A 17,178-nucleotide genomic window follows, 5' to 3' on the forward strand; every position below is an offset into this window, starting at 1 on the left:
GCGCCTATTTCCACAGCGTGAAACCACCATCGACGAGAATATCCTGGCCGGTCACATAGCTTGACGCCGGCGATGCCAGAAAGAGGATCGCTCCCTTGAGGTCGATGCCATCGCGGCCCATGCGGCCCAGCGCGGTCAGATGGGAATAGTCCGCGACGAAGCCGCGCGGCATGTCGGGTCTTTCGAAGCCGCCAGGTGATATCGCATTGACGGTTATGCCCATCGGCGCGAGATAGGCCGCGAGATCGCGCGTCAGGCCGAGTATTCCCGCCTTGGCCGCGGCGTAATCGACAGGCTGGCCGGCGAGGCCATTGCGATCGTAGATCGAGCGGTCTCTTCCAACATAGGCGGCGATGGACGCAATCGAAATGATGCGGCCTGACCCTTGCTGCGCCATCAGGCGTCCGGCCTCCCGGCAGCAATAGATGGCGCCGGTCAGATTTGTGCGGATGAGGGCGTCGATATCAGCGGGGTCGCGCTCGAACAGCCGCGCGACGCTGCCGCCCGAGCCGCCGCCGCTGTTGTTGACGAGAATATCGAGCCGCCCGCCCGTCCATTCTGCGACGGCGGTCACCGCATCGCGCACCGGTTCAAAACGGCTCTGATCGAGCGCGATGCCAACCGTTCGCACCCCATAACGATCGGCGATTTCAGCAGCTGAGCGGCGCGCCTTTTCGCCGTCCCGGGACGTCACGGCCACCGAACAACCTGCTGCGGCGAGAACATCGGCCGCATCACGGCCAAGCTTGCTGGCTCCGCCCGTCACCAAGGCGAACTTGCCGCTCAAATCGAACAACTGCGCCACGTCCTGATGCAACGTTGGCCCCTTCCGTTTTCGTTTCTTGCGCCTCCGGACCGCGTTCCCCGGTCCTCTTGCAAAGTTCGTTCAGTCTGCCCTTGACACCATCATGCCGTCAAGGTGTTATACCAAAACCAAGAGAAAAGATCTTGAAGATCACAAGGAGCGACGAACCATGCGAGGCGGCGGGCCAGAGGGCCAAGCCGAGGAGCGCATGGCGACGCATCTGGCAGGGAAGGGCGCATGACAGGGCAATCCGCGGGACAGGTGTCCTCATCCTCATCCGTCGAGACGAGTGCGCGCGTGGGCGCCGCAGAGCGCACTGCCCTTCAGCAGGGTGCTCCACCCAAGGCCAACGCGCTGACGGCTTTTCTCAAACGGCGCAAGCTCGTTCTCATGACATTGATGATCATCCTGATCGCCTGGGAATTGGCGCCCCGCCTGCTTGCGATTCCGGATTATCTGCTGCCGCCGCCATCGCAGGTGTTCACGGCCTTTCTCGGCCAGTGGCAGCGAACACTCGCGGCAACGTGGATCACCACATCGGTGATGCTGGGCGGCTATTTCATTGCAATTGTGGTCTCAATCCCGCTGGCGTTAGCCATCGTCTCCTCACGCGTCGTCGAGGACACGGTTGAGCCGATTATGCTCGTGTTCCAAGTCATTCCGAAAATTGCCATCGCGCCGCTGTTCATCGTGTGGTTCGGTTTCGGCTACACCCCGAAGACGATGCTGGTCTTTCTGCTCGCTTTCTTCCCCATCACGCTAAGCGCGGTTGCCGGGTTCCGCGCGGTCGATCCGGACATCATGGATCTCGCGCGCTCAACTGGCACCTCGACCTGGACGATGTTCCGCAAGATCAAGCTGCCGCAAGCGCTGCCGCAGATCTTCACTGGCCTTAAGGTGGGGGTCGCGCTTGCTTCAACAGGAGCCGTCGTCGCGGAGTTCATCGCGTCGGACAGGGGGCTCGGCTATCTGCTGCTTGAGTGGCGGGGTGAACTCGACACGCCAATGGTCTTTGCCGGCGTCTTCGTCATCAGTCTCGTTGGCATCATCGTCTACTATTTCGTCGAGGCAATCGAGCGTTTCACCATTCCCTGGCACGTCTCGCAGCGCGAGCCGGCGGCGATGAGCGCCTGACCTTTCCGGCCGCGCGGACTCACTCGAGCCTGTGCTGCGGCCGGTGCAGTGACGCCGCGGCCTTGTGGCACGCGAAGAAAAGACGCCGATTCCGCGGCGATCTCGGCAGGATATTTCGTAGAAAAAGGACCTGAGAGGAAACGACCATGTCACCGATAAAAGTGTCAAAGGGGATCAAAGCTTTCACGACCATCGCTGCCGGTTTGATGCTCTCGACATCATTAGCCCAAGCTGCGGACCAGGTCAGTCTGCGCCTCAATACCATTCTCAACGGCTGGCACTGCCCATGGCACATGGCCCGCGACAAGGGTTGGTTCAAGGAAGCGGGCATCGAGATCAAGGAGATTGGCGAGGGACGTGGCTCGGCTGACACTGCCCAGCTCGTGGCAGCCGGAACGGACACATTCGGGCTCGTCGATCCCGCCGTCGTGATTGCTGGCGTGGCGCGCGGCCTTCCGGTGAAGTCCGTCTACAGCCTCATCAACAAGAGCCTGCTCGCCGTCGTGTCGCCTGCCGACAAGCCGATCAAGACCGCTGCGGACCTCAAGGGGAAGCAATATGTGACGCTTGCGGGCTCCGGTGCGCTGCAGATGTTCCAAGCCGTGCTGGCCGCCAACAAGATGAAGCCTGAAGACGTCAAGATCCTGACCGTCGACCCGGCCGCGCAATATGCGACGCTGATGAGCGGGCAGGTCGATGCCATTCTCATCGGCCTCGACGGCGTCCCGGATCTCGAGGCCCGCGGCTTCAAATATCACGCGGTCACCTATCCCGAGCTTGGTGTGAACACGATCTCGTCTTCCGTCGCCACAAAGTCCGACCTGATCGAGAGCAACCCGGACCTGGTGAAGCGCTTCATCGCGGTGACCCAGCGCGCCTGGGACCACGCCATCAAGAACCCTGACGATGTCGTCAAGGCCTGCCTCGCGGTCAAGCCGACAAGCTCGGAAGCAGCCTTTCGCAAGCAGCTTACGGACGTGATCGGCGCGCTTCGCTCTGAGAACAACAAGGACAAGCCGCTCGGCTTCGGCGCCGAGAAGGACTGGCAGATGACGCTGCAGGTGCAGAAGGATTATCGGGGCATCAAGACCGACAAGCCTCTGACGGCCTTCTATACGAATGAGTTCGTTCCCCAATGAGCAACGTCGCGATCTTCGAGCGCAAGGGCGCGGATACCAATGCACGTCACGGGATATCGGAGCGCGGAATGACTGCAGCGGCAACGCTCGCCTCAAGCACGCAGGACGCCGGCATCGTCGTCAAGGGCGTCTCGAAGATCTTCGACAGTGAGGGGCGCCGGGTCGAGGCGCTCCTCGATATTGATCTTGAGATCGGCAGGGGTGAATTCGTCTCGATCGTAGGACCTTCCGGTTGCGGCAAGAGCACCTTGCTGCGGTTAATCGCGGGACTAATGCCAACATCGAGCGGCCAGATCTCGGTGGCCGGCAAGGTCGTCGCTCAGCCCATAACCGATGTCGGCATCGTTTTTCAGAAGCCGGTTCTTCTGGAGTGGCGCAGTGTGATTGACAATCTGCTTCTCCAGCCTGAGTTGCGCGGGCTTGATCCCGCGGCTTATCGCGATCGTGCCATCGATCTCCTGGCCGCTGTCGGGCTCAACGGCTTCGAGGATGTCTATCCGCGCCAATTGTCCGGAGGCATGCAGCAGCGCGCCTCAATCGCGCGGGCGTTGATCCACGACCCCTCGCTTCTTCTGATGGACGAGCCTCTCGGCGCGCTCGACGCGCTGACGCGCGAGCAGGTGCGCGTCGACCTCGAGGAGCTGTGGCTTGCCACCGGCAAGACGGTCCTGTTCATCACCCACTCGATTGATGAAGCCGTGCTGCTTTCGGATCGCGTCGTCATCATGTCGCCGCGCCCTGGTCGAATCGATCGGATCATCGACATCGACATTCCACGGCCACGGGGGCTCGAAGGGCGCAATTCCAAAGTCTTCAAGGAAGCGGAAGAAGAAATCACGCGCATTTTCCTTGAGCGCGGTGTGCTGAAGCGTGGCCGGCCTTTCGCCGCCATCCGCAAGCCGTGACGGAGACAGGCGCGATGGCAACGCGGCTGCGCGGTAACTGGGCGACCCTGCTGCTGCCGATCGCCGATGATGACAGCATCGATTTCAGTCGTCTCAAGGCCGAGATCGATGCGCTGATCGATGCGGAGGTCGACGGCATCTACTCCAACGGTACGGCGGGCGAGTTCCACAACCAGACGGAAGCGGAATATGACCGTGTCCAGGCGACACTGGCGAACGCCTGCACGGCCGCCGGCATGCCCTTCGTCATCGGTGCCTGCCATTCCGATCCGATGGTGAGCCGTCAGCGTGTGGGCCGAGCGGTTGCGCTCAAGCCGTGCGCCATTCAGATCATCCTGCCCGACTGGTGGCCGCTGACCGATGCGGAAGCGGTGGACTATCTGGCACTCATCGCCGATGAGGCGAGGGGGGTGCCGCTGGTGCTCTACAATCCGCCGCACGCCAAGCGCGTGCTGACACCGCCCGAATTGCAATGGGTGTTGGCGCGGGCGCCAACGGTCGAAGCTGTCAAGCTGGGGGACGGCGATGCCGCCTGGTATGCGAGTGCCCGAGAGCATCTCGACGGCATCTCCCTGTTCGTGCCGGGACATCACCTAGCGACCGGCATGCACGAGGGGGTGGCCGCCGGTGCCTTCTCCAACGTCGCCTGCCTCAATCCGCGCGGCGCGCAACGCTGGACCGACCTGATGACAACCGATATCGCGGCCTGCCTCGACATCGAGGAACGCCTGCGGACATTCATCGACACCCATGTCTGGCCGTTCCGCCGTGACCATGGCTATTCCAACGCTGCGCTCGACAAGTTGCTGGCAGAAATCGGCGACTGGGCGCCGGTCGGCACGCGGCTGCGCCGTCCTTATCGCTTCATCGAGGCCAGCGAGGCGCGGCGTCTGCGCCCCGTCGCCCGGCAGGCCGTGCCGGAGCTTTTTGTCTGATGCCCGTCATTACGGCCGCCCGTCCAATTCTACTGAGCGCGCCCTACGCGGAGCCTGACAATCTCGAGCGCCGCCGGCACCTGACATCCGGCTACCGCACGGTCGGCCTGGTGGAGATCACCTTTGCTGATGGCTCGACGGGTCTCGGCGAAGGGTATCTCGCAGTCTTCGCCCCGCTCGTCTTCGCCGAGATCGTCAAGCTGCTGGCGCCCACGGTCATCGGCCGGGAGGGCGATGCCATCAGCGCGCGCCTGATCGACCTCAGCCGAATGACCGACTATTGGAGCCTCACGGGCGCGGCACGCCACGTTCTCTCGGCTTTCGAGATCGCGCTGGTGGATGCCAAGGCCAAGCGCCTCGGCGTGCCGGCCGTGGATCTGTTCGGTGGGCGTACCGTCGAGCGGATCGCCCTTTATGGTAGCGGTGGCGATTCCACGACGCCTGCCGCCATGCAGGCCGAGATCGACCTTCTCGCGTCGGAGGGCATCCGGCTGTTCAAGATCCGCGCGCGGCGCGATGAGGTCGAGAAGGCAGTCTGGACCATGGATCGGGCCGGCGAAGCCGGTATCGCGGTCGCCATCGATATGACGCAGAACCTCGCCAATCCGGCGCAGACCGCGAGCGACGTCATTGCTTTCGTCGAGGCCGTCCACGGGCAGACCGCGCGCCGCATCACTTTCCTTGAAGAGGCGCTCGGTCCGGCGGATATCGGCTCCTACCGGCTTCTCAGAGGCCGGCTCGCGACGAAGATCGCGGGCGGGGAGATCGCGACGACGCCGGACGAGTTATGCTGGCGCGTTGCGGAGGGCCTTTACGACATCGTCCAGCCTGATGCGACGGTACTAGGAGGCATTGGCGCCGCCATGGATGTCTTTGCGGCGGCGCGGCGGGCGGGGATCGAGACCGTGGTGCACAACTGGGGCGGTGCCGTTTGCCTCGGTGCCAATTACACCGCGGCTTTCGCCGGCGGCGCGCGTCTTGCCGAATGGCCGATGCCGCGCTTCCCGCTCCGCGACGTCTTGATGCTCTCCGCGCAGCCTATCATCGATGGCTATCTCCCGGCGCCGACAGCGCCGGGAGTGGGGGTCACGCTGACGCCTGAAATCGAGGCAGCCTACGCCTTCCGTGCCGATGCCGTCTATGATTGCTTGGGCACTGCCGCGGCTATCGATCCGGCGGTCTGGCGGGTTCATTGACCCGCCGGTCCGACCTGGCCTCCGTCAATCTGTGACCGGGATGGCATTGAAGCCATCGGCAAGCTTTTCCAGGCGCGCGAGTCCCGGGAAGGGATAGTGAAAGCCCTGAACCCGCGTACCTTCGGCTGCCAGCTCGGTGTAGATTCTAAGGCGTGTCGCGACAGCCATCTCGCCATCATAGTCAAACGCAGCCTGCCAATGCGGGTGGCGTGCGAACAGCGCGGGAAGGTTGGTGACGTCCGACTGGATAAACACCGCCTCCCCACCGAACGTTGCGCGGAACGACGTGTAGCCCGGCGTGTGGCCTGGCGTGCCGACGGCTGTGATGCCGGGAGCCACTTCCTCGTCCCACGCGAAGTGTGTGACCTGACGGTTCAACTGGTCGAACACGCGTCTTGCATTGGTGAAGGCGGCCCTCGCCCGGTCGTTCGGCGCGGCCGCCATCTGTGTGTCATCCATCCAGAAATCCCATTCCGCCTGTGGAACGAGGATCTCGGCATTAGGAAAGGCGCGATGTCCGTCGCGGGTCAGGAGGCCATTGATGTGGTCGCCATGGAAGTGGGAGATAACCACGGTATCAATCTCACGCCGGTCGATGCCGGCCGCGGTGAGATTGGTCTGAAACCACCCTGACTTGCCGCCGCTTGCCTCGATATTCGCCTCACCCATGCCGGTATCGATGACGATGCGTCGCGACCCGTTCTCGATCACAATGGGCGTGAAGGTGATCGGCACGATGTCGGGATCGCCACCTGCCGCGACCAGGGCAGCGCTGACCTCCTCGCGCGGTGCGTTGGGTACAAAACCGTCCGCCAGGGGCATCGGATTGCGGCCGTCGAATACAGCGACGACGGTCGCATCGCCCACCGTATAGCGATGGAAGGAGAAGGCTGGTGCCGCGGGGGTATCAGATGATTGAGGCGATACGCTCATAGTGGCCAACAGTCTCCCGTCATTCTGCAAAAAAAGCATACACATCAGGTTATTCTAGTGAGCGCGCACCGCAATGGCCACCGCCTGTGCGCGCGTTCCCAATCCGTTGAACGCGACGCGCGCCCATGCATACCTCCCACTAGTGAGGCCTATGGGCCGCCGGCTTGCACTTCCGATTGCATTCCGCATGGTTCCGGGCAGATTCTCTGGAAGGCGTTGTTCTCCTCGGGACATCCACCGCCGCCGGCTGAGTGAGGCGGCGAGATCAGCCTGAGCCTATCTGTAGGATCCAAGCAACGACTGCGAAACCTTGTCCGCGCTTTGTCGGAGGTGCTGAAGCAGTTCCTGTTTGCGTGTGTGGGGTGTATTGGCCGGCACCATGAAGCAAATGGTAGCAGCGGGCATCCGCACGTGGTCGAAGACGGCGGAGGCGAGGCATGTCGTGTAGGGGTCCGACAATCCGGTCGTTTCCATCATATTCGCGGCGCAGGCTTGCCGCACTTCTTGAATGAACTGCGCGGGATCGATAGCCGCGCCGTTTGGCAAGGCGTAGTCCTCTGCAGGTATGAGATCCAGGATCTCGCGATCACTCATGCCCCCGACGAGAAGTCTGCCCGATGCCGTCCAGGGGATCGGTACCAGAACGCCCACTTCCGAGCTGATGCGAAAGAGGCTAGCGCCCGGATGCATGAAGGCAACGGTGTATTTCGCGGAAACGAGCATGCACAGTTGCGTCGTTTCCCCTGTTTCCCGCGACAAGCGGATCACCTCATCGCGACCGAGCCGCACCAGCGGCTGGGACGCGAGATAGGCATCACCGTAGAGATAGACCGCGCGGCCGAAGAAAACATTGTTATCCTGATCAAGCTGCAGGATCTCCGCCTCCGCGAGCCGGCCGACGATGCTGTAGATCGATGATCGCGGCGCGTTCAGCGCCCGCGCGAGATCGCCAATTCCCACCGGGCTGCGCTTGCGGTTCAAATACTCGAGGATATCGATCGTTCGACCGATGCCGGTCGACCGCTGTGTTCCATTACTCACAGAAGTCCCCCGCGGCGAAGCTCGCGATGTTCCGCGCGGCTTGCCTCAGTCTTGCCAACAGGATGGCCTGCCTCTATTGTGTCTATAATACGGACATAGTGTCCCATATACAAGACAGAGTGGAGGTTGCGAGCCCTTGTTCTTCGTTGCGGCACAAGATGTGCTGGGTACGAGGAAGGCATCGGCGTCCGGCATGCTATCGCAGCAACGGATGCCGCTAGTCAGTTCTTCCGACGAAGCAGTGGCATGTCGAAACGCGGCGGGTGCGTGCATCGCTCCGACATGAAGCTTGAGTAACGAGGCTTGCGCGCAATGATCTTGCCTTGAATGGCTTCGATCATTCCATGGATAATTCCAACTGCGTCCATGTCGGAACGAGGCCGGACGATCCGAACACCGGGATGCATGTGACGGCCGGAACAGGCTGTTTTGGGGACGGGATCATGGTGGTGGCGGAAAGCGCGGAAGAGGTGGTTAAAAGGCGGCGCCTTCCGCGCCTGAACCTTCCGCTTCTTGCTGGAGGCATCCTGTTCACCGCCATCTTTGTCCTGTTGCTTGGGCTGCCGATCGTTGTTCCGCTTGATCCGGAGGCCCTCGACTATGCGATGATCCTGACCGGGCCGTCCGCCGAGCATTGGCTTGGTACGGACGCATTGGGCCGCGACCTTCTAGCGCGTATCGTCTACGGTGGTCATAACAGTCTCACGATCGGCGCGTTGGTGATGCTGGTTACGGCCGTTGTCGGCACGGTCATCGGTCTCATCGCCGGCACGATCCGCAAGCTCGACGGGCTCTTGATGCGGTCAATGGACGTGCTGATGGCGTTTCCGGCGCTGCTTCTGGCGTTGGCCATTCTCGCGGCCTTCGGCAATACGGCGCTGAATGTCGTTCTAGCCCTTTCGCTCGTCTACATTCCGCGCACAGCCCGGATCGTGCGCGGCGAAGCGCTCGTTCTGCGCGAGCAGACCTATGTGGAGGCTGCGGAGGCGATCGGAGTGTCGCGCCCGCGCGTTCTGCTCGTGCACATTCTGCCAGGGATCCTTCCGGCGCTGATGGTTCAGGAAACATTCCTCTTCGCCTACGCTATTCTGGGTGAGGCCGGGTTGAGCTTCGTCGGCCTCGGGCTGCAGCCGCCCGAACCGAGCTGGGGCAATATCCTCGGCGAGGCGCGATCGAGCTTTCAGCAGGCATCCTGGCTGATCTTCTATCCAGGTCTTGCCCTCGGCCTCACCGTGCTCTCGCTCAATCTTCTCGGCGATGGGCTCGGCCAGGCGATCGATCCGAAGAGGAGGCAGCAATGACTGGTGCGGCGCTCATCCGTTCGGCCGCAGTTTTCCTCGATGAGCGAGGGATGCTTGTACCTGATCAGGATATCCTGGTCGAAGCCGGCCGGATCATCCATGTCGGACCGCGCGACGAGATTGCGTCCCACTACGCTGCCGCCGGGGCGAGGGTCGTCGATCTGGGTGGGCTGTTCGTCTTTCCCGGCCTGATGAACAGTCACGTTCATTTCGCCTTCAACGGCACGGACAACGTCCGGGAGGTCTATCTGGCGGAAACGCCGGAAGAGCGTGTTGCGCGGGCGCTCGACAACGCCCGCGTTATGGCGTTGAGCGGCGTCACCACCGCGCGCGACTGCGGCTCCGATATTCCCGTGATGCAGGCGATGCTGGCCGCCGCGGATGAGGGGGAGGCGGTGCTCCCCAATCTTCTGATGTGCGGGCCGCCAATAACAGCCGTATGCGGTCACCTCCATTATATGGGCGGCGAGGCGACGACCAGTGACGAGGTGAGGGCGCTCGTCCGTAAGACCCACGCCGCCGGTGCGCGCAGCGCCAAGGTTATGGCGACCGGCGGACAGATGACGCCCGGCACCCTGCCCGAAGTGGCCGCCTTTGAATTGGCCGAGCTCACCGCCTTGGTCGAGGAAGCTAGGCGCCTCGACATGTCGACCGTCTCCCATTGCCTGTCGTCCGAGGGCACGATTCGCAGCGCGCGCGCCGGCTTCGACAGCATCGAGCATTGCGCCTTCTTCGAGCGCACGAGTGAGGGATGGCTCGAGAGGGCCTATCGCCAGGATGTCACGGATGCGATCCGCGCCAGCGGTTCGGCCGTGATGATGGGACTAGCTGCCAGCACGAATGCGCTGGAACGGGTGCGCGCGACCGGCGAGGGTTCGCCTCATGAACATTTCCGTCTCGCGCAGGAGCGGCGGATGATGAAGATCTTCAAGGACATGGCGGATCAAGGCGTTCCGATGATCTGCGGCACCGATGCGGGTACGGCCGCCACACCGTTCGACGAGACCTGGCGCGAAGTGGTCATGATGGTCGAGGCGGGCCTAACACCGCTTCAAGCCATCCGCAATGCCACGACTATTGTCGCCCGCGCCATGCGGATCGGTCATGAGGCCGGGGCGATCCGCGCGGGGCTGCGCGCTGACCTGATCGCCCTCGCAGACAATCCTCTCGATGATCCAGCAGCCTTCCGCACGCCCGCATGGGTGATGGTGCGCGGCCGCGAGATCCTGTCTCCTCAATGATGGTTCCCTGACAAATCTCCGACGAATGGCTAACTCATGACCGACGATCTCGACCGCGCATGGCTGACCAATGTGAAGACGGGCATGCGATACCCAATCGGTCCGACCTTGCGAGCGCCGGACGACGGCGGCGAATTGAGCGTGACCTTCGATCTCGATGCAGCTGCCGACGTGTTCGGCGTGCGATGGAAGACGACGGGCTCAATGTGGGAGCGCTTTGGCGCGGTACTGACGCCCTTTGACCAGTCGCATGTGGTCAGCATCGGCGAGGGCAACACCCCCCTTGTACGCTCACAACGCTTCGCCCGCGAGTTAGGGCTGAAGAACTTGTTCTTCAAGCTGGAGGGATCTAACCCGACAGGCTCGTTCAAGGACCGCCAGATGTCGGTGGCGATCAGCATGGGCCGCTCCTGGGGGCGCCGCCGCTATGCCACCGTCTCATCGGGTAATGTCGGCAATGCGCTGTCCGCCTACTGCGCCAAGGCGGGCTATGACGCGATCGTTCTGGTGGCTGAGGACACCGCAGACGGGAAGCGGGACCAGATCAGCGTCTATGGCGCCCAGCTCTATCTGGTACCGGCGCCGGTATCGGGCCATGTCCGCCGGTACTGGCAGCTTTATGCCAACCTCGGCGCGTTCTGCGCGGCTCGCGACATCGTTCCCATGATCTCAGCGCGGCCGGTGAATCCCTTCATGGTCGAGGGGACCAAGACCATTGCCTTCGAGATCGCCGCGAGCCTCGGCCAGGTGCCGGATGTCATGTACTGCTGCGTCGGCGGCGGTGGCCTGCTTGGGGGCGTCTACAAGGGTTTCCAGGAACTCGTCGGCCTCTCGCAGGCAACCTCCATTCCCGTCATTCACGGCGGGCAGCGGATCGACCGCAACTATGCGCCCATCGACAAGCTGCATGAGGAGCCCTACGCTTCCGGTGACTATTACCTGCCGCTCGACGGCGACTGGGCTGATGGCGCGATCCGCGCGACCGGTGGCACGCTGACACCGCTCGGTGCCAACGAGATTGCCGAAGCGCAGACCTGGCTGGCGACCAAGGAAGGTATCTTTGCCGAGCCGCAGGGCGCCTACGCGGCCGCAGCCTTGATGGCGGCCGCGCGTCGCGGGGAGGTCGATCCCGAGGCGACCATCACCTGCGTCATTACCGGAATTGGTCTCAAAGATATGGGCGCAGCACGGCGCTTCGCCGAATTCGCGCCCCAGCGAGCGCCCATCAGGGTGACAGGATTGGACAACCTGACGATTTGATCTGGCACAACTCATAAGACAAGAGAGGGGAACTCACATGAAAAACATGCCTGTCTCAGCATTGCTCGGCTGTCTGCTGCTCGTCGGTGCCTCGCCTGTCGCCTATGCTGCATGCGAGGCCCAGGGCGGAAAGATCCAGGCTGCGATGACGACAAACGCATCAACCATGGATGCGATCCTGTCGACGACTAATGCAAGCCGCCAGGTGGCGATTTACTTGTTCGAATCTCTCGTTACCTATGACGACAACTATCAAGTTATCCCGCAACTCGCCGAGAGGTGGGTGCGCAGTGATGATGGGCTCACCTATACTTTTACGCTGCGCGACGGCATCAAGTTCCACAACGGCAAGACATTGACCGCCGACGACGTCACGGCGTCCATTCAGCGGTTCCTGAAGGTCTCCCCCGGTGCGGGCCGGTTCAAGAACGTGCAATCCGTGGAGACGGTCGATCCGAAGACGGTCAGGTTTACCCTGAAAGCGGATTTTCCCTTTCTGAGCAATCTTGCCATCCCATCGCCAACGGTGGCGATCTACCCCTCCGAAATCGTCGCCAAGTACGGCGACAAGGAGGTGACGGGTGCCGATATCATCGGGACGGGACCCTACAAGCTCAATCGCTGGCAACCCGACGTCAGCATAAGCATGACCAAATTCCCTGACTACGTCACCGATACGCGCTTCAAGGGCCCGACCGGATTCGGCGGTGCGCGGACGGCATGCGCGGATGAGGTGAATTTCCTGCCGGTGCCAGAGGAAGCAGCACGTGTGGCTGGGCTCCAGACCGGCGATTTTGACTTTGCCGAGGCAATCTCGATCACCGCTGTGCCGCAGCTTGAGGGCGACAAGGCGCTGAAGGTGGAAATCGTGAAGCCGCGCTGGGCAATTCTGCTTGAACTCGATCACAAGGACCCCTGGATCGCGAAAAAGCCCTTCCGCAAGGCGCTGGAGGCAGCGGTCAACCCCGAACAAATTCTTCAGGCCGCCTCTTTCGGTCGCAAAGACTACTACCGGGTTCAGCCGAGCATTTTCTTCCCGGAGCAGAAGCAATGGTATTCAGAAGCCGGAGCGCAAGCCTACAACGCTCCAAGTCCCGATACCGTAAAGAAGCTCCTCGCCGAAGCGGGGTATAAGGGCGAACCGATCGTTTTCATCACCAATCAGAACTACAGTTGGATGTTCAAGGCGAGCCAGGCGCTTGCGGCGCAATGGCAGAAGGCCGGCATTAACGTGAAGCTGGAGCTGATGGATTGGCCCTCCCAGATCAAGCGCGCGCAGGAGAAGGCAGATTGGGCGATCAACCAGACAGGCTGGTCTCCGCGCCTGGATCCCTTCCAGACGCTGTCGTCCCTGCAATGCGGTACCGTCTCTGCCTTTGGCTATTGCAACCAGGAGATGGAGAGCGCGCTCGCAAAGGTCAACTCGGGCTTGCCGGATGATGAACGCACGAAGGCCTGGGAGGATGTGCAGCGCATTGTGTGGGACGATCTTCCCGTTATCCGCATCGGTGACTATTTTGAACCGGAAGGCACGCGCGCCACTTTGAAGGGCTACATCCCCTTCTACGTCACACCGCGCTTCTGGGACGTGTCCCAGACAAAGAAATAGTCGGTCCGCGAGACCTGCGATGTTCAACATGATCGTGCGCCGACTGATCCTCTTCGTTCCGATGTGGATCGCTGTCAGCGTTCTCTCCTTCGTCATTGTGCACGCGACGCCCGGCGACCCCGCCGCCGGGTTCGTCGGACAGGACACAGGCGCGGAGGGGCTGGCTATAGCGCGTGCGCGGCTCGGCCTTGATCGCCCCTATATTGAGCAGCTCGGCCTATGGGTTGCCGGGTCCCTGACGGGCGATCTTGGCAACTCGTTCTTCCTCGGCAGGTCGGTGGCTGATGCCATCATCGAGCGGCTGCCGGTCACCTTCAGTCTCGGTCTCCTCGCCCTCCTTGTTGCCATTGTCGTTGGCGTACCTTTGGGCATCATCGCCGCCTTGTCGCCGAACAGCTGGAAGGATGCGTCGACTATCGGCGTGTCATTGACATTCCTGAGCATTCCGGAATTCGTCGTCGGCATGTTGCTGATTTATTTGCTCGGCGTCGAATGGCGGCTCTTCCCCATTGGTCGTTATGAGCCGCTGAGTGACGGGCTGTTGCCATGGCTCCATCACCTGGCTCTGCCGGCACTCGCCCTTGGTCTGTCCCAATCGGCACTTCTCGCCCGGATGACACGCGCCAGTCTGTTGCAGGTATTGGAAGCCGATTTCATCCGCACCGCGCGGGCCAAGGGCCTGCCCGAGCGGATCGTGATCGGCAAGCATGCCTTCCGCAACGCGATCATCACGATCATCACGATCATCGGCCTGTCTCTGGCACTGCTTCTGAGCGGCGCCTTCATCACCGAGACGCTTTTCCAGCTTCCCGGCATCGGCAGCCTGGGGGTGCAGGCCGTGCTGCGGCGCGATTATCCCGTGATCCAAGGCCTGCTGCTCGTGGCATCGTCCTTCGTGCTCATCGTCAATATGCTGGTCGACGTCGTCTATCGGCTCCTCAATCCCATGATCGACAATGACTGACAGTCTCTGGATACGCGCTGACCATCTTTGGAGCGACCGCGAAGGTCGCTTCTCGCCCGGCTTGCTCCGCATCGAAGGCGGCCTCATCACAGCGCGTGCCGAAGCGCCGTATACCCCGCCGGCCGGCGCCCGTGTGGTCGATATGGGCCAGCGCTACCTGCTGCCCGGGCTGATCAATACCCATGTGCATCTCGAATTCAGCGCGTCCCCAAAGCCTCTCGACGAGTTCTACGCGGAGAATGACGAGGAGCGGCTGATGCGGGCCATGGGCAATGCCCATCGCATGCTCTTGAGTGGGGTGACGACGATCCGCGACTGCGGCTCAAGCTGGTCGATGCTCGCGCTCGCGCGTAGGCCAGACCTGGCACCCGTGCCGCTACCGACGATCCTGTGTTCCGGCCCACCCATGACGGTTCCCGCCGGGCACCTGCACTTCATGCACGGGATCGTGGAGAACGACGAAGATATTCTCAACCATATCGACCGCATTGAAGCCGATGGCGGGCGCAGTGTGAAGGTTATGGCGAGCGGGGGGGCCATGACACCTGGATCTGATCCGGTACAGACGGTCTTTTCGCAGGACAAGCTGGACCTTATTGCCAGTGAGGCGAAGCGACGCAATTTGCCGAGCGTCTCGCACGTGCTGTCGACCGAGAGTATCCGGCGTTCAGCCCTGGCGCACATGGATAGCCTGGAACATTGCGCGTTCTATGAGCGCGACGCCCACGGCATGATGGTTCGCCGTTATGATGCCGACGTTGCCGCCGTTGTGCGCGACAGCGGCTCGGCGATGATGGCCAATCTCTCCACCGCCACACGGTCACTGGATGCCCTCCGCGCGCGGGGAGCGACCACGGCTCAGGAGGCCCATGCACTCCGCCAGTTCGACGTGATGGTGGAGAACTTTGGCAAATTCGTCGCCCTTGGCGTGCCGATGGTCTGCGGCAATGACGCCGGGGTTCGCGATACGCCTTTTGAAGACACCTGGATGGAGATTTCCTGGCTTCAGCGCGGCGGGCTCACAGCCGCTCAGTCCATTCGGGCCGCAACCTCACAGGCGGCGAGAACGCTCCTCATCGACAAGGAGGTAGGCCAGCTTGAACCATCGCTGACAGCCGATGTGATCGCGGTCGAGAGCAATCCGCTCGACGACAGGGAGGCCTTCCGGGATGTCGTCTTCGTTATGAAGGCTGGTGATATAGTCGTTGACAGGACGTGACGGGTGACCGACGCGGCCCCGTGGTTCCATGATCTAGAAATAAAGTCATAGTCTCGGCCGGTAAGGCGACCATGTGTCATCACATGGCAGAAGGCTTGGAGTTTGCCGAAGGGGGAGCAACATGGACCGCCTGAGGCGCCACAACGGAAAATGGCCGTTCCTCATGCGCCGCCTCCGGCCGCGTGAAGGCGCGCGACAAGGCCGTGGCGGCCAGCACCCCGGCTGCCACTGCCATGAAGTAGAGGACCCCGTCGATATCGAGCCGTCCCATGATCCACGATCCGGCGATAGGACCGAAAGTGGAGCCCAGTCCGCTGATCCGAATGAGCCGGCCACTGATCGCGACCGCTCGTTCGGCTGCCATATTGTCCATTGCGTGGGAAACGCAGACTGGATAGAGCGTCGACATGAAACCCCCGAGCAGGGCCGCGGCGGGCAAAACGACAACCAGGGAGCGCGGCAGGCTGGGAAGGGCCGCCGCGACGATTGCAAAGCCCACGGCCAATCCTCCAAGCAAGATCCGCCGGTCCACTCGATCGGACAGCCAGCCGATCGGCACCTGGAAAGCGAGACCACCAAGGACCGTGCTCAGCATCAACAGGGAAATCGTGGATTGCGGGATTTCACTGGCCTGCATCCAGGCAGGCAGCACGGCATAGAACGTTGCGCTGATCATTCCCCCGATCGCGCAGCCGATCGCGGCCAGTGGCGCGGAGCGAATGAGATCGCCATAAGACAGGCCGGCCTCCCGGACGATGGCTGGCGCTTCCGCGCGGGTCGCGCTGACTATTGCGAGGGCGATGGCGAACAGCATGACGATCACATTCAGCGCGATGCTGCCATAGATCGGCAACTGGCCGATCAGCAACTGGCCGAGGGCGAGCGCCAGAAAGGTGCCGACCATATAAGTCGCAAACACGCGGCCACGGGAGTCAGGAGGCGCTTTCGCATTCAGCCAGCTCTCGGTTGTCACGAACAGCCCTACGCAGCCAAAGCCGATCATCGCTCTGAGCAGCCCCCATACAGCCAGATCGGTGACAAGCGCCATCCCGGCTGACGCGGCGATGACGATCCCGCCAAACGCGGCGTAGCTCCGGATATGGCCGATCCGCTGGATCAACCGTCCGCAACTCACTGAGCCGATCGTGAATCCAACGAAGTAGGCGCTCATGACAGCGCCTTCAAAAGCAGGGTCAAAGCTTTCGAGGCCAAGTCGCAAGGCTAGCCACGTGGTGAAAAAACCGTTGGCGAGTTGAACCAGGCTCGTGGCCAAGATCAGGGCGCTAACCTGCGCCATCATGGGAGATCTCCCCGGCGTAGCTCCACGAAGATGGTCGCGAACTTTCCGTAAACATGCATTGCATTGCCGAAACGATCGGGCTGTGTTTCAAAGGCCCGTCCAGCGGCTGCGTGATATCGGCAAGCGGACGAGCACATCATAGCGTTCATGCGGAAAACGATAGGCAGGTACATGCGGCGGATCGGACAGGAGCCGG

Annotated in this window: 15 protein-coding genes; 11 read left to right on the top strand and 4 right to left on the bottom strand. The window is 62.1% G+C overall.

The window, feature by feature from the left end:
• Positions 1-4: 4 nt before the first annotated feature.
• On the bottom strand, positions 5-796 hold the full coding sequence (locus tag KIO76_RS16585) for an SDR family NAD(P)-dependent oxidoreductase (RefSeq protein WP_213324293.1): 792 nt from the start codon (positions 794-796) through the stop codon (positions 5-7).
• Positions 797-1,042: 246 nt separating this feature from the next.
• Here KIO76_RS16585 and KIO76_RS16590 point away from each other — a divergent pair, with 246 nt between their 5' ends.
• From KIO76_RS16590 to KIO76_RS16610, 5 genes are all read left to right on the top strand, one after another.
• On the top strand, positions 1,043-1,939 hold the full coding sequence (locus tag KIO76_RS16590; protein ID WP_213324294.1) for an ABC transporter permease: 897 nt from the start codon (positions 1,043-1,045) through the stop codon (positions 1,937-1,939).
• A gap of 146 nt (positions 1,940-2,085) precedes the next feature.
• Positions 2,086-3,078 carry an ABC transporter substrate-binding protein gene (locus KIO76_RS16595; RefSeq protein WP_213324295.1) on the top strand — a complete coding sequence of 331 codons (993 nt, stop codon included), beginning with the start codon at positions 2,086-2,088 and terminating at the stop codon, positions 3,076-3,078.
• Positions 3,075-3,983 carry an ABC transporter ATP-binding protein gene (locus KIO76_RS16600; protein ID WP_502761860.1) on the top strand — a complete coding sequence of 303 codons (909 nt, stop codon included), beginning with the start codon at positions 3,075-3,077 and terminating at the stop codon, positions 3,981-3,983. The genes KIO76_RS16595 and KIO76_RS16600 overlap by 4 nt, the downstream gene beginning before the upstream one ends.
• A gap of 14 nt (positions 3,984-3,997) precedes the next feature.
• Entirely contained in the window at positions 3,998-4,918 is a 921-nt protein-coding gene (locus tag KIO76_RS16605) for a dihydrodipicolinate synthase family protein (protein ID WP_213324296.1), read from the top strand.
• Positions 4,918-6,114 carry a mandelate racemase/muconate lactonizing enzyme family protein gene (locus KIO76_RS16610; RefSeq protein WP_213324297.1) on the top strand — a complete coding sequence of 399 codons (1,197 nt, stop codon included), beginning with the start codon at positions 4,918-4,920 and terminating at the stop codon, positions 6,112-6,114. The genes KIO76_RS16605 and KIO76_RS16610 overlap by 1 nt, the downstream gene beginning before the upstream one ends.
• A 24-nt stretch (positions 6,115-6,138) precedes the next feature.
• Here KIO76_RS16610 and KIO76_RS16615 read toward each other — a convergent pair whose 3' ends face one another.
• Positions 6,139-7,047 carry an MBL fold metallo-hydrolase gene (locus KIO76_RS16615; RefSeq protein ID WP_213324298.1) on the bottom strand — a complete coding sequence of 303 codons (909 nt, stop codon included), beginning with the start codon at positions 7,045-7,047 and terminating at the stop codon, positions 6,139-6,141.
• 276 nt (positions 7,048-7,323) lie between these two features.
• Entirely contained in the window at positions 7,324-8,088 is a 765-nt protein-coding gene (locus KIO76_RS31615; RefSeq protein ID WP_213324299.1) for an IclR family transcriptional regulator, read from the bottom strand.
• A 344-nt stretch (positions 8,089-8,432) separates the two neighbouring features.
• Here KIO76_RS31615 and KIO76_RS16625 point away from each other — a divergent pair, with 344 nt between their 5' ends.
• The 6 genes from KIO76_RS16625 to KIO76_RS16650 are packed head-to-tail and all read left to right on the top strand — an operon-like array spanning position 8,433 to position 15,682.
• On the top strand, positions 8,433-9,389 hold the full coding sequence (locus KIO76_RS16625) for an ABC transporter permease (protein WP_213324300.1): 957 nt from the start codon (positions 8,433-8,435) through the stop codon (positions 9,387-9,389).
• On the top strand, positions 9,386-10,630 hold the full coding sequence (locus tag KIO76_RS16630; protein ID WP_213324301.1) for an amidohydrolase family protein: 1,245 nt from the start codon (positions 9,386-9,388) through the stop codon (positions 10,628-10,630). Before KIO76_RS16625 ends, KIO76_RS16630 begins: the two co-directional genes overlap by 4 nt.
• Positions 10,631-10,666: 36 nt before the next feature.
• Positions 10,667-11,890: a pyridoxal-phosphate dependent enzyme gene (locus KIO76_RS16635; RefSeq protein WP_213324302.1), complete on the top strand. Its 1,224-nt coding sequence runs from the start codon at positions 10,667-10,669 to the stop codon at positions 11,888-11,890.
• A gap of 37 nt (positions 11,891-11,927) precedes the next feature.
• Positions 11,928-13,499 carry an ABC transporter substrate-binding protein gene (locus KIO76_RS16640; RefSeq protein ID WP_213324303.1) on the top strand — a complete coding sequence of 524 codons (1,572 nt, stop codon included), beginning with the start codon at positions 11,928-11,930 and terminating at the stop codon, positions 13,497-13,499.
• Positions 13,500-13,518: 19 nt separating this feature from the next.
• Positions 13,519-14,463, top strand: coding sequence for an ABC transporter permease (locus tag KIO76_RS16645; RefSeq protein ID WP_213324304.1), 945 nt, complete (start codon positions 13,519-13,521; stop codon positions 14,461-14,463).
• Positions 14,456-15,682 (top strand): amidohydrolase family protein, encoded by a 1,227-nt coding sequence (locus KIO76_RS16650; RefSeq protein ID WP_213324305.1) that lies wholly within the window; start codon positions 14,456-14,458, stop codon positions 15,680-15,682. Before KIO76_RS16645 ends, KIO76_RS16650 begins: the two co-directional genes overlap by 8 nt.
• A 79-nt stretch (positions 15,683-15,761) precedes the next feature.
• On the opposite strand, the gene KIO76_RS16655 is transcribed toward KIO76_RS16650, so the two are convergent.
• Entirely contained in the window at positions 15,762-16,982 is a 1,221-nt protein-coding gene (locus KIO76_RS16655; protein ID WP_213324306.1) for an MFS transporter, read from the bottom strand.
• Positions 16,983-17,178 lie beyond the last annotated feature (196 nt).

The organism is Chelatococcus sp. YT9, assembly GCF_018398315.1.
GTDB lineage: Bacteria > Pseudomonadota > Alphaproteobacteria > Rhizobiales > Beijerinckiaceae > Chelatococcus.